This is a genomic window from Streptomyces sp. NPDC002054, from assembly GCF_040296685.1.
In the GTDB taxonomy this organism is placed as follows: domain Bacteria; phylum Actinomycetota; class Actinomycetes; order Streptomycetales; family Streptomycetaceae; genus Streptomyces.
In genome coordinates, this window is sequence record NZ_JBEOXT010000008.1 from 124808 (window position 1) to 142530 (window position 17723).

General features: G+C 72.1%; 21 protein-coding genes. 19 read left to right on the top strand and 2 right to left on the bottom strand.

What is annotated here, in order from left to right:
• Positions 1-23 precede the first annotated feature (23 nt).
• A complete protein-coding gene (locus ABT123_RS09815; protein WP_351311564.1) occupies positions 24-1619 on the bottom strand; it encodes an oxidoreductase in 1596 nt (531 codons plus the stop codon).
• A gap of 127 nt (positions 1620-1746) precedes the next feature.
• Here ABT123_RS09815 and hisD point away from each other — a divergent pair, with 127 nt between their 5' ends.
• Genes hisD through hisF form a run of 8 tightly spaced genes read left to right on the top strand, consistent with a single transcriptional unit; the run spans position 1747 to position 7484 of the window.
• Positions 1747-3069 (top strand): histidinol dehydrogenase, encoded by a 1323-nt coding sequence (gene hisD / locus ABT123_RS09820; RefSeq protein ID WP_351311566.1) that lies wholly within the window; start codon positions 1747-1749, stop codon positions 3067-3069.
• Positions 3070-3077: 8 nt separating this feature from the next.
• A complete protein-coding gene (locus ABT123_RS09825; protein WP_351311568.1) occupies positions 3078-4196 on the top strand; it encodes a histidinol-phosphate transaminase in 1119 nt (372 codons plus the stop codon).
• Positions 4193-4786, top strand: coding sequence for an imidazoleglycerol-phosphate dehydratase HisB (gene hisB, locus ABT123_RS09830; RefSeq protein WP_150210330.1), 594 nt, complete (start codon positions 4193-4195; stop codon positions 4784-4786). Before ABT123_RS09825 ends, hisB begins: the two co-directional genes overlap by 4 nt.
• Positions 4787-4788: 2 nt before the next feature.
• Positions 4789-4956, top strand: a complete 168-nt coding sequence (locus tag ABT123_RS09835; RefSeq protein ID WP_190344674.1) for a CG2302 family histidine operon protein — start codon at positions 4789-4791, stop codon at positions 4954-4956.
• Positions 4953-5603, top strand: coding sequence for an imidazole glycerol phosphate synthase subunit HisH (hisH, locus tag ABT123_RS09840; RefSeq protein ID WP_351311570.1), 651 nt, complete (start codon positions 4953-4955; stop codon positions 5601-5603). The genes ABT123_RS09835 and hisH overlap by 4 nt, the downstream gene beginning before the upstream one ends.
• Positions 5603-6331: a bifunctional 1-(5-phosphoribosyl)-5-((5-phosphoribosylamino)methylideneamino)imidazole-4-carboxamide isomerase/phosphoribosylanthranilate isomerase PriA gene (gene priA / locus ABT123_RS09845; RefSeq protein ID WP_351311572.1), complete on the top strand. Its 729-nt coding sequence runs from the start codon at positions 5603-5605 to the stop codon at positions 6329-6331. The genes hisH and priA overlap by 1 nt, the downstream gene beginning before the upstream one ends.
• Positions 6328-6732 carry a RidA family protein gene (locus ABT123_RS09850; RefSeq protein ID WP_351311574.1) on the top strand — a complete coding sequence of 135 codons (405 nt, stop codon included), beginning with the start codon at positions 6328-6330 and terminating at the stop codon, positions 6730-6732. Before priA ends, ABT123_RS09850 begins: the two co-directional genes overlap by 4 nt.
• Entirely contained in the window at positions 6729-7484 is a 756-nt protein-coding gene (gene hisF / locus ABT123_RS09855; RefSeq protein ID WP_351311576.1) for an imidazole glycerol phosphate synthase subunit HisF, read from the top strand. The genes ABT123_RS09850 and hisF overlap by 4 nt, the downstream gene beginning before the upstream one ends.
• Positions 7485-7558: 74 nt before the next feature.
• On the opposite strand, the gene ABT123_RS09860 is transcribed toward hisF, so the two are convergent.
• Entirely contained in the window at positions 7559-8191 is a 633-nt protein-coding gene (locus ABT123_RS09860; RefSeq protein ID WP_351311578.1) for a TIGR03085 family metal-binding protein, read from the bottom strand.
• A gap of 83 nt (positions 8192-8274) precedes the next feature.
• Here ABT123_RS09860 and hisI point away from each other — a divergent pair, with 83 nt between their 5' ends.
• The 11 genes from hisI to lgt all read left to right on the top strand — a co-directional run bounded on the left by hisI (position 8275) and on the right by lgt (position 17391).
• Positions 8275-8652 (top strand): phosphoribosyl-AMP cyclohydrolase, encoded by a 378-nt coding sequence (hisI, locus tag ABT123_RS09865; protein WP_351311580.1) that lies wholly within the window; start codon positions 8275-8277, stop codon positions 8650-8652.
• An 11-nt stretch (positions 8653-8663) separates the two neighbouring features.
• Entirely contained in the window at positions 8664-10151 is a 1488-nt protein-coding gene (locus ABT123_RS09870; RefSeq protein WP_351311582.1) for an anthranilate synthase component I, read from the top strand.
• A 17-nt stretch (positions 10152-10168) separates the two neighbouring features.
• Positions 10169-10846 (top strand): TIGR02234 family membrane protein, encoded by a 678-nt coding sequence (locus ABT123_RS09875; protein WP_351311584.1) that lies wholly within the window; start codon positions 10169-10171, stop codon positions 10844-10846.
• 95 nt (positions 10847-10941) lie between these two features.
• Positions 10942-11190, top strand: coding sequence for an HGxxPAAW family protein (locus tag ABT123_RS09880; protein WP_351311586.1), 249 nt, complete (start codon positions 10942-10944; stop codon positions 11188-11190).
• A gap of 94 nt (positions 11191-11284) precedes the next feature.
• Positions 11285-11794, top strand: coding sequence for a DUF2752 domain-containing protein (locus tag ABT123_RS09885; protein WP_351311588.1), 510 nt, complete (start codon positions 11285-11287; stop codon positions 11792-11794).
• Positions 11795-11961: 167 nt separating this feature from the next.
• On the top strand, positions 11962-12771 hold the full coding sequence (trpC, locus tag ABT123_RS09890) for an indole-3-glycerol phosphate synthase TrpC (protein WP_351311590.1): 810 nt from the start codon (positions 11962-11964) through the stop codon (positions 12769-12771).
• 9 nt (positions 12772-12780) lie between these two features.
• Positions 12781-13047, top strand: coding sequence for a tryptophan biosynthesis modulator TrpM (gene trpM, locus ABT123_RS09895; RefSeq protein WP_351311592.1), 267 nt, complete (start codon positions 12781-12783; stop codon positions 13045-13047).
• Between the two features lie 185 nt (positions 13048-13232).
• Complete coding sequence (trpB, locus tag ABT123_RS09900) at positions 13233-14486, top strand: tryptophan synthase subunit beta (protein ID WP_351311594.1); 1254 nt, start codon at positions 13233-13235, stop codon at positions 14484-14486.
• A complete protein-coding gene (gene trpA / locus ABT123_RS09905; RefSeq protein WP_351311596.1) occupies positions 14483-15298 on the top strand; it encodes a tryptophan synthase subunit alpha in 816 nt (271 codons plus the stop codon). Before trpB ends, trpA begins: the two co-directional genes overlap by 4 nt.
• A gap of 95 nt (positions 15299-15393) precedes the next feature.
• Positions 15394-16257, top strand: coding sequence for a thioredoxin domain-containing protein (locus ABT123_RS09910; RefSeq protein ID WP_351311598.1), 864 nt, complete (start codon positions 15394-15396; stop codon positions 16255-16257).
• 90 nt (positions 16258-16347) lie between these two features.
• Positions 16348-17391 (top strand): prolipoprotein diacylglyceryl transferase, encoded by a 1044-nt coding sequence (lgt, locus tag ABT123_RS09915; RefSeq protein WP_351311600.1) that lies wholly within the window; start codon positions 16348-16350, stop codon positions 17389-17391.
• Positions 17392-17723 lie beyond the last annotated feature (332 nt).

Sequence of the window (17723 nt, forward strand, 5' to 3'; positions counted from 1 at the left end):
TAATGGCCCCGGGCCCGGAGCCGTCACCCCCGCCTCAGCAGGCGCGAGGCGCCCGCGGCCACCGTCGTGGCCAGAATCCACCCCAGCATGACCAGCGCCGCCGCCCCCCACTGCCAGCCGCCCTGCACCTTCCAATGTCCCTGCTGGCCGAGGTCGATCACCGGGAGGAGGAGGTCGAGGGCGTACAGCACCGCATTCCACTGGGGGTGTTCGCCCGGTTTGACCGGGGCCGGATCGTGCCCGGCGAACAGCACCGAGCCCGCCGCCCACAGCACCAGCATCCACAGCGCCGCCCGGCCCGGCCGGTAGCCGTAGGCCACCGTCCAGTCCTGGAGGTACCCCCAGGCCTTGGCGGCCGGCGGCAGCGTCGCCCGCCTCCTGCGCTGCTTGGCGAGCAGCACCTCCCGGGCGTCCGCGTCCTCCCCGCTGGCCCGCAGCACCGTCGCCAGCCGCTCGTACGGCTCCGGGGAGTACTCCGGGGTGGCCGCCGTCAGCCACTCCAGCCGCCGGGTGAGCGGGAAGTGCCCGCGGGGCGCCAGGTTGTCGTAGACGAATCCCTCGATCGCCAGCCGGCCCGGCCCCGGCCAGCTGGTGGGCCGGTCGACCAGCTTGACCACCTTGGCCCCGGACAGCACCACCCGCCCCCGCTCCGGCTTCTCGCCGACGAACCGGAGCTCCGGGGTCTGGATCCGCCGCAGCGACACCTCCTGCTCCTCGGTCAGGATGAACCGGGCCCCGTAGAAGTCGGCGGCGTCCCCGAACCGGCCGTCGTCGAGCCGCAGCCCGCCCCGGCACTCGAACAGCTGCGCCCGCCCGCCCCGGGTGGGGGTCTGCCCCGTGCCGTACGGGGGAGTGGAGGTGGGGTCGCCGGTCCCGGCGTCCAGCGCGATCGAGGTCAGGTACAAGGTCCGCTCCACGGTCAGCTGCGGGGCGTTCAGCGCCCGCCGCCCCCACTGGTTGACCAGCTTCGCCCCGCGCAGGCTCATCGACACCCCCACCTTGGCGCCGCGCAGGCTGACCTCCCCGTACGTTTCGAGCAGCTCGGCCTGGAAGTCCTGCGCGACGGACATCCCGTCGGCGGCGATCGCCCGCCCCTTGGAGTCCCGCTGGACCACGGCCTGGCTGATCAGCAGGTCGGTGCCTATCTGGGCGTCGGTCAGCCGGATCCCGCGGGCCACCCGGCAGCGCGGCAGGTGCAGGTCCCCCTCGGTGTGCAGCCGGGCCGCGTCCAGCCGGGGTATCGCGCAGCGGACCAGCCGGAGCGTGACGAACCGGGCCTCGGACAGCTGGACCTCGCTGTCGAAGCGGCAGGCCTGGAGCTCCACGTACGGCTCCACCGTGCCCCCCGAGAGATCGAGGCGGCCGGTGATCCGGACGCCGCGCAGCTTCAGCGAGGACACCCGGCCCGGCACCGGAGGCGGACCGTGGAGCAGCAGCAGCGCCACCACCTGGGCCCGGACACTGCGCTCCGGCCCCCATCCGCGGTCCCCGAACGGGTCGTCCACCCCGGCGGCGCGCGCACTCAGATCGCAGACGCTGCCGGTGCGGAACGCCTGCCACATGCGCTGTTCGGGTGCAGTGAGATCCGCCGGCTCCTCGCCGGTACGCCCCTCGGTCACAACGCGGCCCCCCTCCGCTCGTCACTGCCTGTACTCGAACGCTAGCCGCCGGGTGTGACATCCGGGACGTGTATCAGCCAGTGATACGGGCGACCGGTGGTGGGAGACGGTCTGAGAGAATTGGGACGTGATCTCTCGTATCGACCTGCGCGGCAACGCCCTCCCCGAGGGCGGCGCCCTGCGCGATCTGCTTCCCCGTGCCGAGTTCGACGTAGCGGCTGCCCTGGACAAGGTGCGGCCGATCTGCGAGGACGTCCATCATCGTGGCACGGCGGCGCTGATCGAGTACGCGCAGAAGTTCGACGGCGTCACGCTGGAGCAGGTCAGGGTGCCCGCCGAGGCCCTGGAGAAGGCCCTCGTCGAGCTGGACCCGGCCGTCCGCGCCGCCCTGGAGGAGTCGATCCGGCGCGCCCGGATCGTGCACGCGAACCAGCGCCGCTCCGAGCACACCACCCAGGTGGTCCCCGGCGGCACCGTGACCGAGAAGTGGGTTCCGGTCGAGCGCGTCGGCCTCTACGCGCCCGGTGGCCGCTCCGTCTACCCGTCCTCCGTCGTGATGAACGTGGTCCCGGCGCAGGAGGCCGGCGTGGAGTCCGTCGCGCTCGCCTCCCCGCCGCAGAAAGAGTTTGGCGGCCTGCCGCACCCGACCATCCTGGCCGCCTGCGCGCTGCTCGGTGTGGACGAGGTGTACGCGGCGGGCGGCGCCCAGGCCGTCGCGATGTTCGCGTACGGCACGGAGGAGTGCGCCCCGGCGAACATGGTGACCGGCCCCGGCAACATCTGGGTGGCCGCCGCCAAGCGCTACTTCACCGGGAAGATCGGCATCGACACCGAGGCCGGCCCGACCGAGATCGCGATCCTCGCGGACTCCACCGCCGACCCGGTGCACGTCGCCGCCGACCTGATCAGCCAGGCCGAACACGACCCGCTGGCCGCCGCCGTCCTGGTCACCGACTCCGCGGAGCTGGCGGAGGCCGTCGAGGCCGAGCTGGTGACACAGGTCGCCGCCAGCAAGCACATCGAGGACCGGATCAAGCCCGCCCTGGCCGGCAAGCAGTCCGCGATCGTGCTGGTGGATAGCCTGGAGGACGGCCTGAAGGTGGTCGACGCGTATGGCGCCGAGCACCTGGAGATCCAGACCGCCGACGCCGCCGCATGGGCCGCCCGGGTCCGCAACGCCGGTGCGATCTTCGTCGGCCCCTGGGCCCCGGTCTCGCTCGGCGACTACTGCGCCGGCTCCAACCACGTGCTGCCCACCGGCGGCTGCGCCTGCCACTCCTCCGGCCTGTCCGTGCAGTCCTTCCTGCGCGGCATCCACATCGTCGACTACACGCGCGACGCCCTCGCCGAGGTCACCCACCACGTGGTGACACTGGCCGAGGCCGAGGACCTGCCGGCGCACGGCGCCGCCCTGAAGGCGCGCTTCGGATGGAAGGTCCCGCAGTCATGAACGACAGCATGACCGGAATCGCAATCGGGATCGACGACCTGCCCATCCGGGACGAGCTGCGCGGCAAGTCCCCGTACGGCGCCCCGCAGCTCGACGTGCCCGTCCAGCTGAACACCAACGAGAACCCGTACCCGCTGCCCGAGGAGCTCGTCCAGCGGATCGCGGAGCGGGTGGCCGAGGCCGCCCGCAACCTCAACCGCTACCCGGACCGGGACGCCGTCGAGCTCCGCACGGAGCTGGCGAAGTACCTCACCCGCACCGGCAAGCACCCGGTGGCCAAGGAGAACGTCTGGGCCGCCAACGGCTCCAACGAGGTCATCCAGCAACTGCTGCAGACCTTCGGCGGACCCGGCAGGACCGCGATCGGCTTCGAGCCCTCGTACTCGATGCACGGCCTGATCGCCCGCGGCACCGGCACCGGCTGGATCTCCGGCCCGCGCCGGGCGGACTTCACCATCGACATGGCGGCGGCCGAGCAGGCCATCGCCGAGCACGCCCCCGACGTCGTCTTCATCACCTCGCCCAACAACCCCACCGGCACCGCGGTCGAGGCCGAGACGGTCCTCGCCCTGTACGAGGCCGCCCAGGCCGCCAAGCCCTCGCTGGTCGTGGTGGACGAGGCCTACGTGGAGTTCTCCCACCGGGACTCGCTCCTCCCGCTGATCGAGGGCCGGCCCAACCTGGTGGTCTCCCGGACCATGTCCAAGGCCTTCGGCGCGGCCGGCCTGCGCCTGGGCTACCTGGCCGCGCACCCCGCCGTCGTGGACGCCGTACAGCTGGTGCGCCTGCCGTACCACCTGTCCGCCGTCACCCAGGCGACGGCCCTGGCCGCCCTGGAACACACCGACACCCTGCTCGGCTATGTCGAGCAGCTCAAGGCCGAGCGGGACCGGCTGGTCGACGAACTGCGCGCGATCGGCTGGGAGGTCACCGAGTCCGACGCGAACTTCGTGCAGTTCGGGACGTTCGAGGACTCCCACACCGCCTGGCAGAAGATCCTCGACCGGGGCGTCCTGGTCCGGGACAACGGCGTACCGGGCTGGCTGCGGGTCACCGCCGGCACCCCGGCCGAGAACGACGCGTTCCTGGAAGCGGTTCGCGCACTGAAGAAGGAGCAGCAGGCATGAGCCGCATCGGACGGGTCGAACGCACCACCAAGGAGACCTCGGTCCTGGTCGAGATAGACCTGGACGGCACCGGCAAGGTCGATGTCTCCACCGGTGTGGGCTTCTACGACCACATGCTCGACCAGCTCGGCCGCCACGGTCTCTTCGACCTCACCGTCAAGACCGACGGCGACCTGCACATCGACTCCCACCACACCATCGAGGACACCGCCCTCGCGCTCGGCGCCGCCTTCAAGCAGGCGCTCGGCGACAAGGTCGGCATCTACCGGTTCGGCAACTGCACCGTCCCGCTGGACGAGTCCCTTGCCCAGGTCACCGTCGACCTCTCCGGCCGCCCCTACCTCGTGCACACCGAGCCCGAGAAGATGGCGCCGATGATCGGCGAGTACGACACCACGATGACCCGGCACATCTTCGAGTCCTTCGTGGCCCAGGCCCAGATCGCGCTGCACGTGCACGTCCCGTACGGCCGCAACGCCCACCACATCGTGGAATGCCAGTTCAAGGCCCTGGCCCGGGCCCTGCGCTACGCCTCGGAGCGCGACCCGCGCGCAGCCGGAATCCTCCCCTCCACGAAGGGTGCCCTCTAGCCGTGACCGGCCTCTCCACCATCCTGATCGTCGTCGGCCTCTTCCTGGCCGGCGGCGTCTACTCCTTCCAGAAGCAGCAGATGCCGAAGTCGGTGGTCGTGCTGCTGGCCCTCGGCTCCGCGATGTGTCTGACCGCCGGAGTCCTGCGAATCCAAGGAATCTGGGCATGAGCGCAGCCGGCCCCACCAAGAAGGTCGTGGTCTTCGACTACGGCTTCGGCAATGTCCGCTCCGCCGAACGCGCCCTGGCGCGGGTCGGCGCGGACGTCGAGATCACCCGCGACTACGACAAGGCGATGGACGCCGACGGCCTCCTCGTCCCCGGCGTCGGCGCCTTCTCCGCCTGTATGCAGGGCCTCAAGGAGGCCCGCGGTGACTGGATCATCGGCCGCCGGCTCTCCGGCGGACGCCCGGTCATGGGCATCTGCGTCGGCATGCAGATCCTCTTCGAGCGCGGCATCGAGCACGGCGTGGAGACCGAGGGCCTGGACGAGTGGCCCGGTACCGTCGAGCCGCTGAAGGCCCCGATCGTTCCGCACATGGGCTGGAACACCGTCGAGGCCCCGGCCGACAGCCAGGCCTTCGCCGGCCTGGACGCCGACGCCCGGTTCTACTTCGTGCACTCCTACGCCGTGCGCGAGTGGAGCCTGGAGGTCACCAACCCGGCGATCCGCGCCCCCAAGGTCACCTGGGCCACCCACGGGGAGCCGTTCGTCGCGGCCGTCGAGAACGCGGCCCTGTGGGCCACCCAGTTCCACCCCGAGAAGTCCGGTGACGCCGGCGCCCAGCTCCTCACCAACTGGATCGAGACCCTCTGATGCCGAACACGCTCGAACTCCTGCCCGCGGTGGACGTCCGCGACGGCCAGGCGGTCCGGCTCGTCCACGGCGAGTCCGGTACGGAGACCTCGTACGGCTCCCCGCTGGAAGCCGCCCTCGCCTGGCAGGCCTCCGGTGCCGAATGGCTCCACCTGGTCGACCTGGACGCCGCCTTCGGCACCGGCGACAACCGCGACCTGGTCGCCGGGATCACCCGCGCCATGGACATCAAGGTCGAGCTCTCCGGCGGCATCCGCGACGACGCCTCCCTCGCCAAGGCCCTGGCCACCGGCTGCACCCGGGTCAACCTGGGCACCGCCGCCCTGGAGACCCCCGAGTGGGTCGCCAAGGTCATCGCCGAGCACGGCGACAAGATCGCCGTCGGCCTCGACGTCGTCGGCACCACCCTCAAGGGCCGCGGCTGGACCAGCGAGGGCGGGGACCTGTACGAGACCCTGGCCCGCCTGGACTCCGAGGGCTGCGCCCGGTACGTGGTCACCGACATCGGCAAGGACGGCACGCTGACCGGCCCCAACCTGGAGCTGCTCCGCAACGTCTGCGCCGCCACCGACAAGCCGGTCGTCGCCTCGGGCGGGGTCTCCTCGCTGGCGGACCTGAGGGCGCTGGCCGGGCTGGTCCCGGCGGGCGTCGAGGGCGCGATCGTCGGCAAGGCGCTGTACGCCAAGGCGTTCACGCTGGAAGAAGCCCTGAAGGCGGTCTCCGCATGAGCAACGGTTCCACCGGTTCCAACGGTTCCGACGTGCGCCGGATCTCCTCGGGAGGCGCCTACGAGGACGTCATCGGCTACTCCCGCGCGGTCCAGCTCCCGAACGGCCTCGTCCTGGTCTCCGGCTGCACCGCGGCCGACGCCAACGGTCCGTACGACCAGGCCGTCGGCGCCTTCGGCGTCGCCTTCAAGGCCCTGGCCCAGGCCGGTCTCGGCCCGGAGCACGTGGTCCGGACCCGGATGTACCTCACCCACGCCCGGGACGTGGACGAGGTGGGCCGCGCCCACAAGGAGCTGTTCGACGCGGTCCGCCCCGCCGCATCCATGATCATCGTCTCCGGCTTCGTCGACCCCAGCATGGTCGTCGAGGTCGAGGTCGAAGCGTACGGAGGTGCGGCATGACCCTCGCCGTACGAGTGATCCCCTGCCTGGACGTGGACAACGGCCGGGTGGTCAAGGGCGTCAACTTCCAGAACCTGCGCGATGCGGGCGACCCGGTGGAGATGGCCAAGCTGTACGACGCCGAGGGCGCCGACGAGCTGACCTTCCTCGACATCACGGCGTCCTCCGGGAACCGCGAGACCACCTACGACGTCGTGCGGCGGACCGCCGAGCAGGTCTTCATCCCGCTGACGGTGGGCGGCGGCGTCCGCACGCCGGAGGACGTGGACAAGCTGCTGCGGGCCGGCGCGGACAAGGTCGGCGTCAACACGGCGGCCATCGCCCGCCCGGAGCTCATCCGGGAGATCGCGGAGCGCTTCGGCCGCCAGGTCCTGGTGCTGTCGGTCGACGCGCGCCGCACCGCCGCCGGCACCTTCGAGGTCACCACGCACGGCGGGCGCAAGGGCACCGGCATCGACGCGGTCGAGTGGGCGCACCGGGCGGCGGAGCTGGGCGCGGGCGAGATCCTGCTCAACTCCATGGACGCGGACGGCACCAAGGACGGCTACGACGTGGAGATGATCGCGGCGGTCCGCAAGCACGTGACCGTCCCGGTGATCGCCTCGGGCGGGGCGGGCAAGCTGTCCGACTTCCCGCCGGCCATCGCGGCGGGCGCGGACGCGGTCCTCGCCGCCTCCGTCTTCCACTTCGGCGACCTCCGAATCGCCGAGGTCAAGAACACCCTCCGCGAAGCCGGCCACCCGGTCCGCTAACCCGCAGTCCGCTGCGCGGGGCAGGGCCCCGCGCAGCGGGCCGGGGGTGTCCCGGCGGACCGGACAGGGGGCGGTCAGATGCCCAGCTTTGCCGAGGTCAGCTCGGCGATGGCCTGCTTCTCGCCGTCCAGTTCGATCCGCGCCGCCGCCTGCCGGCCGAAGCAGAACAGCGTGAGCTCCCCCGGCTCCCCGGTGACCGTCACCACCGGCACGCCCTTGCGGGCCACCGCCGTCCGCCCGTCCGGCCGCCGCAGCACCAGACCCACCGGCGAGCGCCGCCCGGTGATCCGGGCCAGCTTCTCCAGCCGGGACCAGAGCGCGTCCGAGAACACCGCGTCCAGCTCGCGCGGCGACCAGTCCGGCTGGGCCCGGCGGACGTCCTCCGCGTGGACGTAGAACTCCACCGCGTTCGCCGCCTCGTCGATCTGCTTCAGCGCGTACACCGACAGCTTCGGCGGCCCGGTCCGAATCAGCTGGATCAGTTCCTCGTACGGCTTGGCCGTGTATTCGGCCATCACCTTGTCCAGCCGCTCCTTCAGCACGCCCAGCAGCAGCCCGCCCGCCGCATCCGGCCGCCGCTCCCGCACCACCACGTGCGCGGCCAGCTCCCGGCAGGTCCAGCCCTCGCACAGCGTGGGCGCCTCCGGACCGGCCGCCTCCAACAAGTCCGCCAGCAGCAGGCGTTCACGCTTCGCATGGGTCGACATGGGGCCAGCCTACGGCGGCAACCTGACAGATGCCCGCTCATCAGCCGGACAGCCTGCCGTACCTCGGACCGCAGCGCGGCACAATGGCCCGCATGAGTACCACCCCCCGCCCGAGCAACCTCGACCCCGCCATCGCCGCCCGCCTCAAGCGGTCCGCCGACGGCCTGGTGCCCGCCATCGCCCAGCAGTACGACACCGGTGAGGTGCTCATGCTCGGCTGGATGGACGACGAGGCCCTGCACCGCACCCTGACCACCGGCCGCTGCACCTACTGGTCCCGCAGCCGCCAGGAGTACTGGGTCAAGGGGGACACCTCCGGGCACTTCCAGCACGTGAAATCCGTGGCGCTCGACTGCGACGCCGACACCGTCCTCGTCAAGGTCGACCAGGTCGGCGCCGCCTGCCACACGGGCGCCCGTACCTGCTTCGACGCCGACGTTCTGCCGCTCTCCCACAGGTAAGGTCCCAGGCCATGGATCTTGAGACGTTCCGCAAGCTCGCCCACGACCGTCGTGTCATTCCCGTCAGTCGCAGGCTGCTCGCCGACGGGGACACCCCGGTCGGCCTCTACCGGAAGCTGGCCGCCGAGCGCCCCGGCACCTTCCTGCTGGAGTCCGCCGAGAACGGCCGCTCATGGTCCCGCTACTCCTTCGTCGGGGTGCGGTCCGATGCCACCCTCACCGTCCGGGACGGTCAGGCGCACTGGATCGGCACCCCGCCGGTCGGCGTCCCGGTCGACGGCGACCCGCTGGACGCGCTGCGCCGCACCGTCGACACCCTGCACACCCCCCGCGATCTTGCGGCCGGGATGCCCCCCTTCACCGGCGGCATGGTCGGCTACCTCGGCTACGACATCGTCCGCCGCCTGGAGCGCATCGGCGAGCACGGCACCGACGACCTGAAGCTGCCCGAGCTGACCATGCTGCTCACCTCCGACCTGGCGGTCCTCGACCACTGGGACGGCACGGTCCTGCTCATCGCCAACGCCATCAACCACAACGACCTCGACACGGGTGTGGACGAGGCGTACGCGGACGCGGTGGCCCGGCTCGACGCCATGGAGGCCGACCTCGGCCGCCCGGCGCCGTACGCCCCCACCCCGCTGCCCGCCTCCGAGCTGCCGGAGTTCTCCGCCCTCTGGGGCGGCGAGAAGTACCAGGCCGCCGTCGAGGACATCAAGGAGCGGATCCGGGCGGGCGAGGCCTTCCAGGTGGTGCCCTCGCAGCGGTTCGAGACCCCCTGCAAGGCCAGCGCCCTCGACGTCTACCGGGTGCTCCGGGCCACCAACCCGTCGCCGTACATGTACCTCTTCCGGTTCGAGAACGGCTTCGACGTGGTCGGGTCCAGCCCCGAGGCCCTGGTCAAGGTGGAGGACGGGCGGGCCATGGTCCACCCGATCGCCGGCACCCGGCACCGCGGCGCCACCCCGCAGGAGGACCACGACCTCGCCGAGGAGCTGCTCGCCGACCCCAAGGAGCGGGCCGAGCACCTGATGCTCGTCGACCTGGGCCGCAACGACCTCGGCCGGGTCTGCGAGCCCGGTTCCGTCGAGGTGGTCGACTTCATGTCCATCGAGCGGTACTCGCACGTCATGCACATCGTGTCGACCGTCACCGGCCGGGTCGCCGAGGACAAGACCGCCTTCGACGTGCTGACCGCCTGTTTCCCGGCCGGCACCCTGTCCGGCGCGCCCAAGCCGCGCGCCATGCAGATCATCGAGGAGCTGGAGCCGGCCCGCCGCGGCCTGTACGGCGGCGCCGTCGGCTACCTCGACTTCGCCGGGGACTCCGACACCGCCATCGCCATCCGTACCGCGCTGCTGCGGGACGGCACGGCGTACGTGCAGGCCGGCGCGGGGGTGGTCGCCGACTCGGTGCCCGAGCTGGAGGACAACGAGTGCCGCAACAAGGCCGCCGCGGTGCTCCGCGCGGTGGGAGCGGCCAACCGCCTCCACGGCTGAGGGGGCGGTAGGGGATAGTGGGGTATGTGAGCGCCGTACCCCAGCCCCGTACCGATGCCGAGTCCGCCGCCGACGCAGCCGCCGAGGCCGCGGCGCGCGCCGGCCGTCGCAGTGTCGCGATCGCGCTGCTGGCCGGCGCGCTCGGTGCCACCGTCGTCCTGCTGGCCTCCGGCCGGATCTGGGCGCGCGGCACCACCGCCGTCGCCGACGGCTCCATGTCCCTGACCGCCGACGGCCGGGCGGTGACCGGTGTGCCGGCCGCCCTCGCCATCGTCGGGCTGGCTGCCCTGGTGGCCGTGTTCGCGGTGCGCGGCAAGGGCCGCCTGCTGGTGGCCGGACTGCTGGCGCTGAGCGGCCTGGGGGCCGCGCTGGCCGCGCTGGCGGGTGCCTCGGACCGGGCCGCCCTGGACGCCGAGGCCGCCCGTACCACCGCCGACACGGCGGCCCGGGTGGCCGGCCTGACGTACACGGCCTGGCCGTACGTCACCGCCGTGGGCGGGATCCTGATACTCCTCGCAGGGCTGCTGGCCCTGCGCTACGGCCGGAGCTGGCCCGCCATGGGCGGCCGGTACGAACGCGAGGGCGCCCCCCGGCCCCGGAAGGCCGCAGGCCGTGGCGGTAAGGACGGCGCGGCGCCGGACCGCCCGGAGGACCTGTGGAAGGCCCTGGACCGCGGCGAGGACCCGACCGGCTGAATCCGGACCCGCTGGCGCCCGGTTCCGCGGGGTGCGGGAGAATGATGTCCGAGCGTTCGACACAGCACGTTCGACAGAGCAACGAGGAGCTACTCATGGCGGGCAGCAGCCACGGACACACCCCGGCCGCCTGGACCGGTGTCACCATCGCCTTCATCGGTTTCTGCGTCTCCGGCGCCTTCATGGTCCTGGCCAACCCGCTCGGGTTCTGGCTGGGCCTGGTGATCGTCGCCATCGGCGGTGTCGTCGGCATGGCGATGCGGGCCGCGGGCATGGGTGGGAAGAAGCCGGAGCACGACGACCTGGCCAAGGTCATCGCCGCCAAGACCGCCAACGCCGCCTGACGGCAGGCGCTCCTGCGCGACACCGCACGCGACACCACAAGAGGCGCAGCCCGGTCGGGCTGCGCCTCTTGTCATGGGCAGAGACAATCGCCGCATGGACGCCCTGCACCCGCCCGAGCGGGTGAATCCCGCCGGCCCGCCCGGCCCGCCCGGCCCGCCCGGCCCGCCCGGGCCCTCCGGCCCCGCCCGGCCAGTCCGGCCCGCCCCGCTCGCCCGGCGGCTGGTGGCGCCCGGGGTCACCCTCGCCGCCGTCGTGGCGGCCTTCGGGTACGTCGGGACGGTGGATCCCAACGAGCCAGGTCACTATCCGGTCTGCCCGCTGTTCCGGCTGACCGGGGTGCTGTGCCCGGGCTGCGGCGGGCTGCGCAGCGCGCATGCCTTCGTACACGGCGACCTGACGCTTGCCATGGGTGCGAATGCGCTCGCGGTGCTCGGCTATTTCCTCTTCGCGGGCTACATCGCGCTGTGGCTGAATCGCGCCTATCGGGGCCGGCCGGCCCCGCGCGTGGCCCTGAAACCCCTGTACTGGTGGGCCCTCGGCGCCCTCGCGCTGACTTTCGCCACTGTCCGAAACCTGCCCTTCGGAGCCTGGCTGGCGCCCTGATCCCTGACATGAACCTTTGATTCCGCATGTCCGGGTGATGGGATGGCGTCAACCGCATGTCGGTCACAACGCCACCTGCGGATACCATTTGAGTGCTGACCTTGAACCACTTGAACCACTTGAAAATGACCTGAATCAGCCGACCGACCCGGAAGGGGGCCGCTCGCGTGAGTGTGCTCGACGAGATCATCGAAGGGGTCCGCGAAGACCTTGCCGAACGGCAGGCCCGCGTCAGCCTCGACGAGCTCAAGGAGCGCGCCGCCAAGGCGCCCCGGGCAAAGGACGGCGTCGCGGCCCTGCGCGGCGACGGCGTCAAGGTGATCTGTGAGGTCAAGCGCTCCAGCCCGTCCAAGGGTGCGCTGGCCGCGATCGCCGACCCGGCGGGGCTTGCTGCGGACTACGAGGCGGGCGGCGCCTCCGTCATCTCGGTCCTGACCGAGCAGCGCCGCTTCGGCGGCTCGCTGGCCGATCTGGAGGCCGTCCGTGCCCGGGTGGACATCCCGATCCTCCGCAAGGACTTCATCGTCACGGCGTACCAGCTCTGGGAGGCCCGTGCCTACGGCGCCGACCTCGCCCTGCTGATCGTCGCGGCCCTGGACCAGGAGGCCCTGGTCTCCCTCATCGAGCGGGCCGAAACCATCGGCCTGACCCCGCTGGTCGAGGTCCACGACGAGGAAGAGGTCGAGCGGGCCGTCGCCGCGGGCGCCAGGATCATCGGCGTCAACGCGCGCAACCTCAAGGACCTGAAGGTGGACCGCTCCACCTTCGAGCGGGTCGTGCCCGAGATCCCGGCGCACATCGTGAAGGTCGCCGAGTCCGGCATCCGCGGACCGCACGACCTGATCGCGTACGCCAACGAAGGTGCCGACGCCGTGCTCGTCGGCGAGTCCCTGGTCACCGGCCGCGACCCCAAGGCCGCCGTCGCCGACCTGGTCGCCGCCGGCGCCCACCCCGCTCTGCGCCACGGCCGGAGCTGAACCAGCACGATGAAGTCACAGCCCGCCGCCCGCCCCCGCGCCACCCGGCCCCGTCCCGAGGGCATCGACCGCCCCGGGACGGCCGCCGGCGTGCGCGCGGCGGTGACGGCGGGACTGCCGGCCCGTGATCCGCACGCGTCCCTCGCCCGAGGCCGCAAGCCGCGCGGCTGCCGGGCGCCGGCCCGCCGTGTCCTCGGCCGCCGGGTTCGCTATGTGATCGGCTCCGAGCCGGGTCAGGTCAACGGCATGCGATGGCACGCCGGAGGCGCGTCGTAGCAGAGCCACGGAACGGTATGCGAGGCGTACCGTCCTGGTGAGGCACTCTGCCTGCCGCCGGAGCCGATAGGACCGCGCCGCAGGCTGCTCCGCCCGTGCCGTACGCCCCTTCCGGGGCCTTACGTCGCACGGGCCGACGGCGCAATACGTTGTCATCAACCGTCGCTTCCGTAGGAGTTCTGGCCATGTCCAGCGAGCAGTTCTTCATTCCCGACCCGGAGGGTCGCGTCCCCAACGCCGAGGGTTACTTCGGCGACTTCGGCGGCAAGTTCATCCCGGAGGCGCTGGTCGCCGCCGTGGACGAGGTCGCGGTCGAGTACGAGAAGGCCAAGGGCGACCCGGCCTTCGCGGCCGAGCTGAACGACCTGCTCGTCAACTACACCGGCCGGCCCAGCGCCCTCACCGAGGTGCCGCGGTTCGCCGAGCACGCGGGCGGCGCCCGGATCTTCCTCAAGCGCGAGGACCTGAACCACACCGGTTCCCACAAGATCAACAACGTGCTGGGCCAGGCCCTGCTCACCAAGCGCATGGGCAAGACCCGGGTCATCGCCGAGACCGGCGCCGGCCAGCACGGCGTGGCCACGGCCACCGCCTGTGCCCTGTTCGGCCTCGAATGCACCATCTACATGGGCGAGATCGACACCCAGCGGCAGGCCCTGAACGTGGCCCGCATGCGGATGCTGGGCGCCGAGGTCGTCGCGGTGAAGTCCGGCTCCCGGACCCTGAAGGACGCCATCAACGAGGCGTTCCGCGACTGGGTCGCCAATGTGGACGAGACCCACTACCTCTTCGGTACGGTCGCCGGCCCGCACCCCTTCCCGGCCATGGTCCGCGACTTCCACCGGGTCATCGGCGTCGAGGCCCGCCGCCAGATCCTGGAGCGCGCCGGCCGCCTCCCGGACGCGGTCGCGGCCTGTGTCGGCGGCGGCTCCAACGCCATCGGCCTGTTCCACGCCTTCATCCCGGACGCGTCGGTCCGCCTGGTCGGCTTCGAGCCGGCCGGCCACGGCGTCGAGACCGGCGAGCACGCGGCCACCCTGACCGCGGGCGAGCCCGGCATCCTGCACGGCTCCCGCTCCTACGTCCTGCAGGACGAGGAGGGCCAGATCACCGAGCCGTACTCGATCTCGGCCGGTCTGGACTACCCGGGCATCGGCCCCGAGCACGCCTTCCTCAAGGACAGTGGCCGCGGCGAGTACCGCGCCGTCACCGACGACGCGGCGATGCAGGCCCTGCGCCTGCTCTCCCGTACAGAGGGCATCATCCCGGCGATCGAGTCGGCGCACGCCCTGGCCGGCGCCCTCGACCTGGGCAAGGAGCTGGGCAAGGACGGCCTGCTGGTCGTCAACCTGTCCGGCCGCGGTGACAAGGACATGGACACGGCCGCCCGCTACTTCGGGCTGTACGACACCGACGCTGCCGAGGGGGAGTCGAAGTGAGCACAGGCAACATCCAGCTGCTGGGCGACACCCTCGCCAAGGCCAAGGCCGAGAACCGGGCGGCCCTGGTCGCCTACCTCCCGGCCGGCTTCCCCACCGTCGACGGCGGCATCGAGGCGGTCAAGGCCGCCCTGGCCGGCGGCGCGGACATCGTCGAGGTCGGCCTGCCGCACTCGGACCCGGTCCTGGACGGCCCGATCATCCAGACCGCGGACGACATCGCGCTGCGCGGCGGCGTGAAGATCGCCGACGTGATGCGCACGGTCCGCGAGGCCCACGCGGCGACCGGCGCCCCGGTGCTGGTCATGACGTACTGGAACCCCATCGACCGCTACGGCGTCGAGCGGTTCACCGAGGAGCTCGCGGCGGCCGGCGGAGCCGGCTGCATCCTGCCCGACCTGCCGGTCCAGGAGTCCGCGCTGTGGCGTGAGCACGCCGAGAAGCACGGTCTGGCCACCGTCTTCGTGGTCGCCCCCTCCAGCAAGGACGAGCGGCTCGCCACCATCACGGCGGCCGGCAGCGGCTTCGTCTACGCGGCCTCGCTGATGGGTGTCACCGGCACCCGCGAGTCGGTCGGCAACCAGGCCCAGGAGCTGGTCGAGCGCACCCGCCGCACCACCGACCTGCCGGTCTGCGTCGGGCTGGGCGTCTCCAACCCCGAGCAGGCCCGCGAGGTGGCCGCCTTCGCCGACGGTGTGATCGTCGGCTCGGCCTTCGTGAAGAAGCTGCTGGACGCGCCGGACCTGGCGGCCGGCCTCGAGGCCGTGCGCGCCCTGGCGGGCGAACTTGCGGAAGGCGTACGCAGGAGCTGACGCACGGGTGTTCCCGGTGGGGGTTCTGTAGCCCGATCGGGTGGAAGTGGGAGCGGGGAGGCACTGGGGTGCCTCCCCGCTTCGTTTGGCGGGACGTGAGCGAGAAGAACGACGGTGCGAACCGCGAAGCAAAACGATCGGCCCGCGAGCGGCTCCAAGCCGAGCGAGACCGGCAGAAGTCCCGGGACAAGCGCCGGCGGACCATCCTGGTGGCCGCCGCGGTGGCCGGCGTACTCGGCCTGGCGGCCGTCGTCGGGGTGATCGCGGCCAACACCGGCAAGGACGCCAAATCCACGGCCGGCCCGGTCAGCGCCCCCTCCGGGGCCACCGGCAAGGACGCGCTCGCGATCCAGACCGGCCAGAGCGGGGCGAAGTCCACCCTCACGGTCTGGGAGGACTTCCGGTGCCCGGCCTGCAAGTCCTTCGAGGACGCCTACCGCAGCGTCATCCACGACCTGGAAGCCAAGGGGCAGCTCAAGGTGGAGTACCACCTGGTCACCCTGATCGACAACAGGATGGGCGGCAGCGGCTCCCTCAAGGCGGCCAATGCGGCGGCCTGCGCCCAGGACGCCGGCAAGTTCGCCGCGTACCACGACGTCCTCTTCGCGAACCAGCCGGAGGAGGTGGACGACGCCTTCGGCAAGAACGAGAAGCTGCTGGAGCTGGCGGGCACCGTGGAGGGGCTGGACACCCCCGCGTTCCGCAGCTGTGTGAAGGACGGCACCCACAACAGCTGGGTGGGCAAGTCGTACGAGGCGTTCCGCACCGGCACGTTCCGGGGCACGCCGACCGTGCTGCTGGACGGCAAGGACATCTTCGCCGACCAGGCCAACCCGCTGACCCCGCAGAAGCTGAAGGAACAGGTCGAGGCGAAGGCCAAGGCCGGGGCCACGGCGAAGCCCGGAGCCGCGGCGAAGGAAGGCGCGAAGGGCGGCGCCGGGCAGGGCGCGAAGGACTGACCTTCGCCCGGGCCGCTGTACGACGGTTTGGTTTCGCTTGCCGGGCGGGTTGCGGTATGGCCCGCCCGGCAAGGTAGCGTCGGTCCTGCCATGGACCTTGCTTACATCCCCAGCCCGTCGACCGGCGTGATCGATCTCGGACCGATCCCGCTCCGCGGCTACGCGTTCTGCATCATCATCGGCGTCTTCCTCGCCGTCTGGATCGGCAACAAGCGCTGGATCGCGCGCGGCGGCAAGCCGGGCACGGTGGCCGACATCGCCGTGTGGGCCGTGCCGTTCGGCCTGGTCGGCGGTCGCCTCTACCACGTGATCACCGACTACCAGCTCTATTTCGGCGAGGGCCGGAACTGGGTCGACGCCTTCAAGATCTGGGAGGGCGGCCTCGGCATCTGGGGCGCGATCGCGCTGGGCGCGGTCGGCGCCTGGATCGGCTGCCGGCGCCGCGGCATCCCGCTGCCCGCCTGGGCCGATGCGCTGGCCCCGGGCATCGCGCTGGCCCAGGCCTGCGGGCGCTGGGGCAACTGGTTCAACCAGGAGCTGTACGGCAAGGCCACCGACTTGCCGTGGGCGCTGGAGATCAGCGAGGGCCCGAACCGGGTGGCGGGCACCTACCACCCGACCTTCCTGTACGAGTCCCTGTGGTGCATCGGCGTGGCCCTGCTGGTGATCTGGGCGGACCGCCGTTTCCGGCTGGGCCACGGCCGGGCCTTCGCGCTCTACGTGGCGGCGTATTGCGTGGGCCGCGGCTGGATCGAGTACATGCGGGTGGACGACGCCCACCACATCCTCGGCCTGCGCCTGAACGTCTGGACCTCGATCGTGGTCTTCGTGCTGGCGGTGACGTACTTCGTCCTCTCGGCGAAGCTGCGGCCGGGCCGCGAGGCAGTGGTCGAACCGGACCGCACCCCGGCCAAGCCGGCGGTGGCGGAGCCGGCCGACACGAAGCCGTCGCTCGCCAAGCCTGCCGACCCGAAGCCGGCCGACGCCAAGCCCGCCGACGCCGAGCCGGCCGATGCCAAGTCGGCGTTCGCCAGGCCCGCCGACGTGAAGTCGGCGTTCGCCAAGCCTGCCGAGGCCGCGGAGCCCGCCCCGGAGGCGGCGGGCGAAGAAGCCGCCGAGGCCAAGAAGAGCTGACCCGGACTCCGCGAAGGGGGCGCCGCACACCGCGGCGCCCCCTTCGCCGTCCCCGGCGACACGGCTTTTCCGGGCTTCGCCCGGCGTCCGGGGGCCTTGCCCGGGCCTCTCCCGGGCGGGGCCCGGTTCCTGGGGCTTCGCCCCGGCGCCCCGGCCCCCGGGCTCGGCCCGAGTCGGGTCCGGGCTGTGACACGGCCGGCCCGGGGGCCTCGCCCAAGGCCCCCGGGCTGGGCCTGGCCGGTGGGCTGCGCCCGGCTTCGGGCATCGCCCTGGTGGTGCCGGGCTGTGCCCGGATCTCCGGGGCTCCGCCCCGGGCCCCCGGGCCTCTGGCC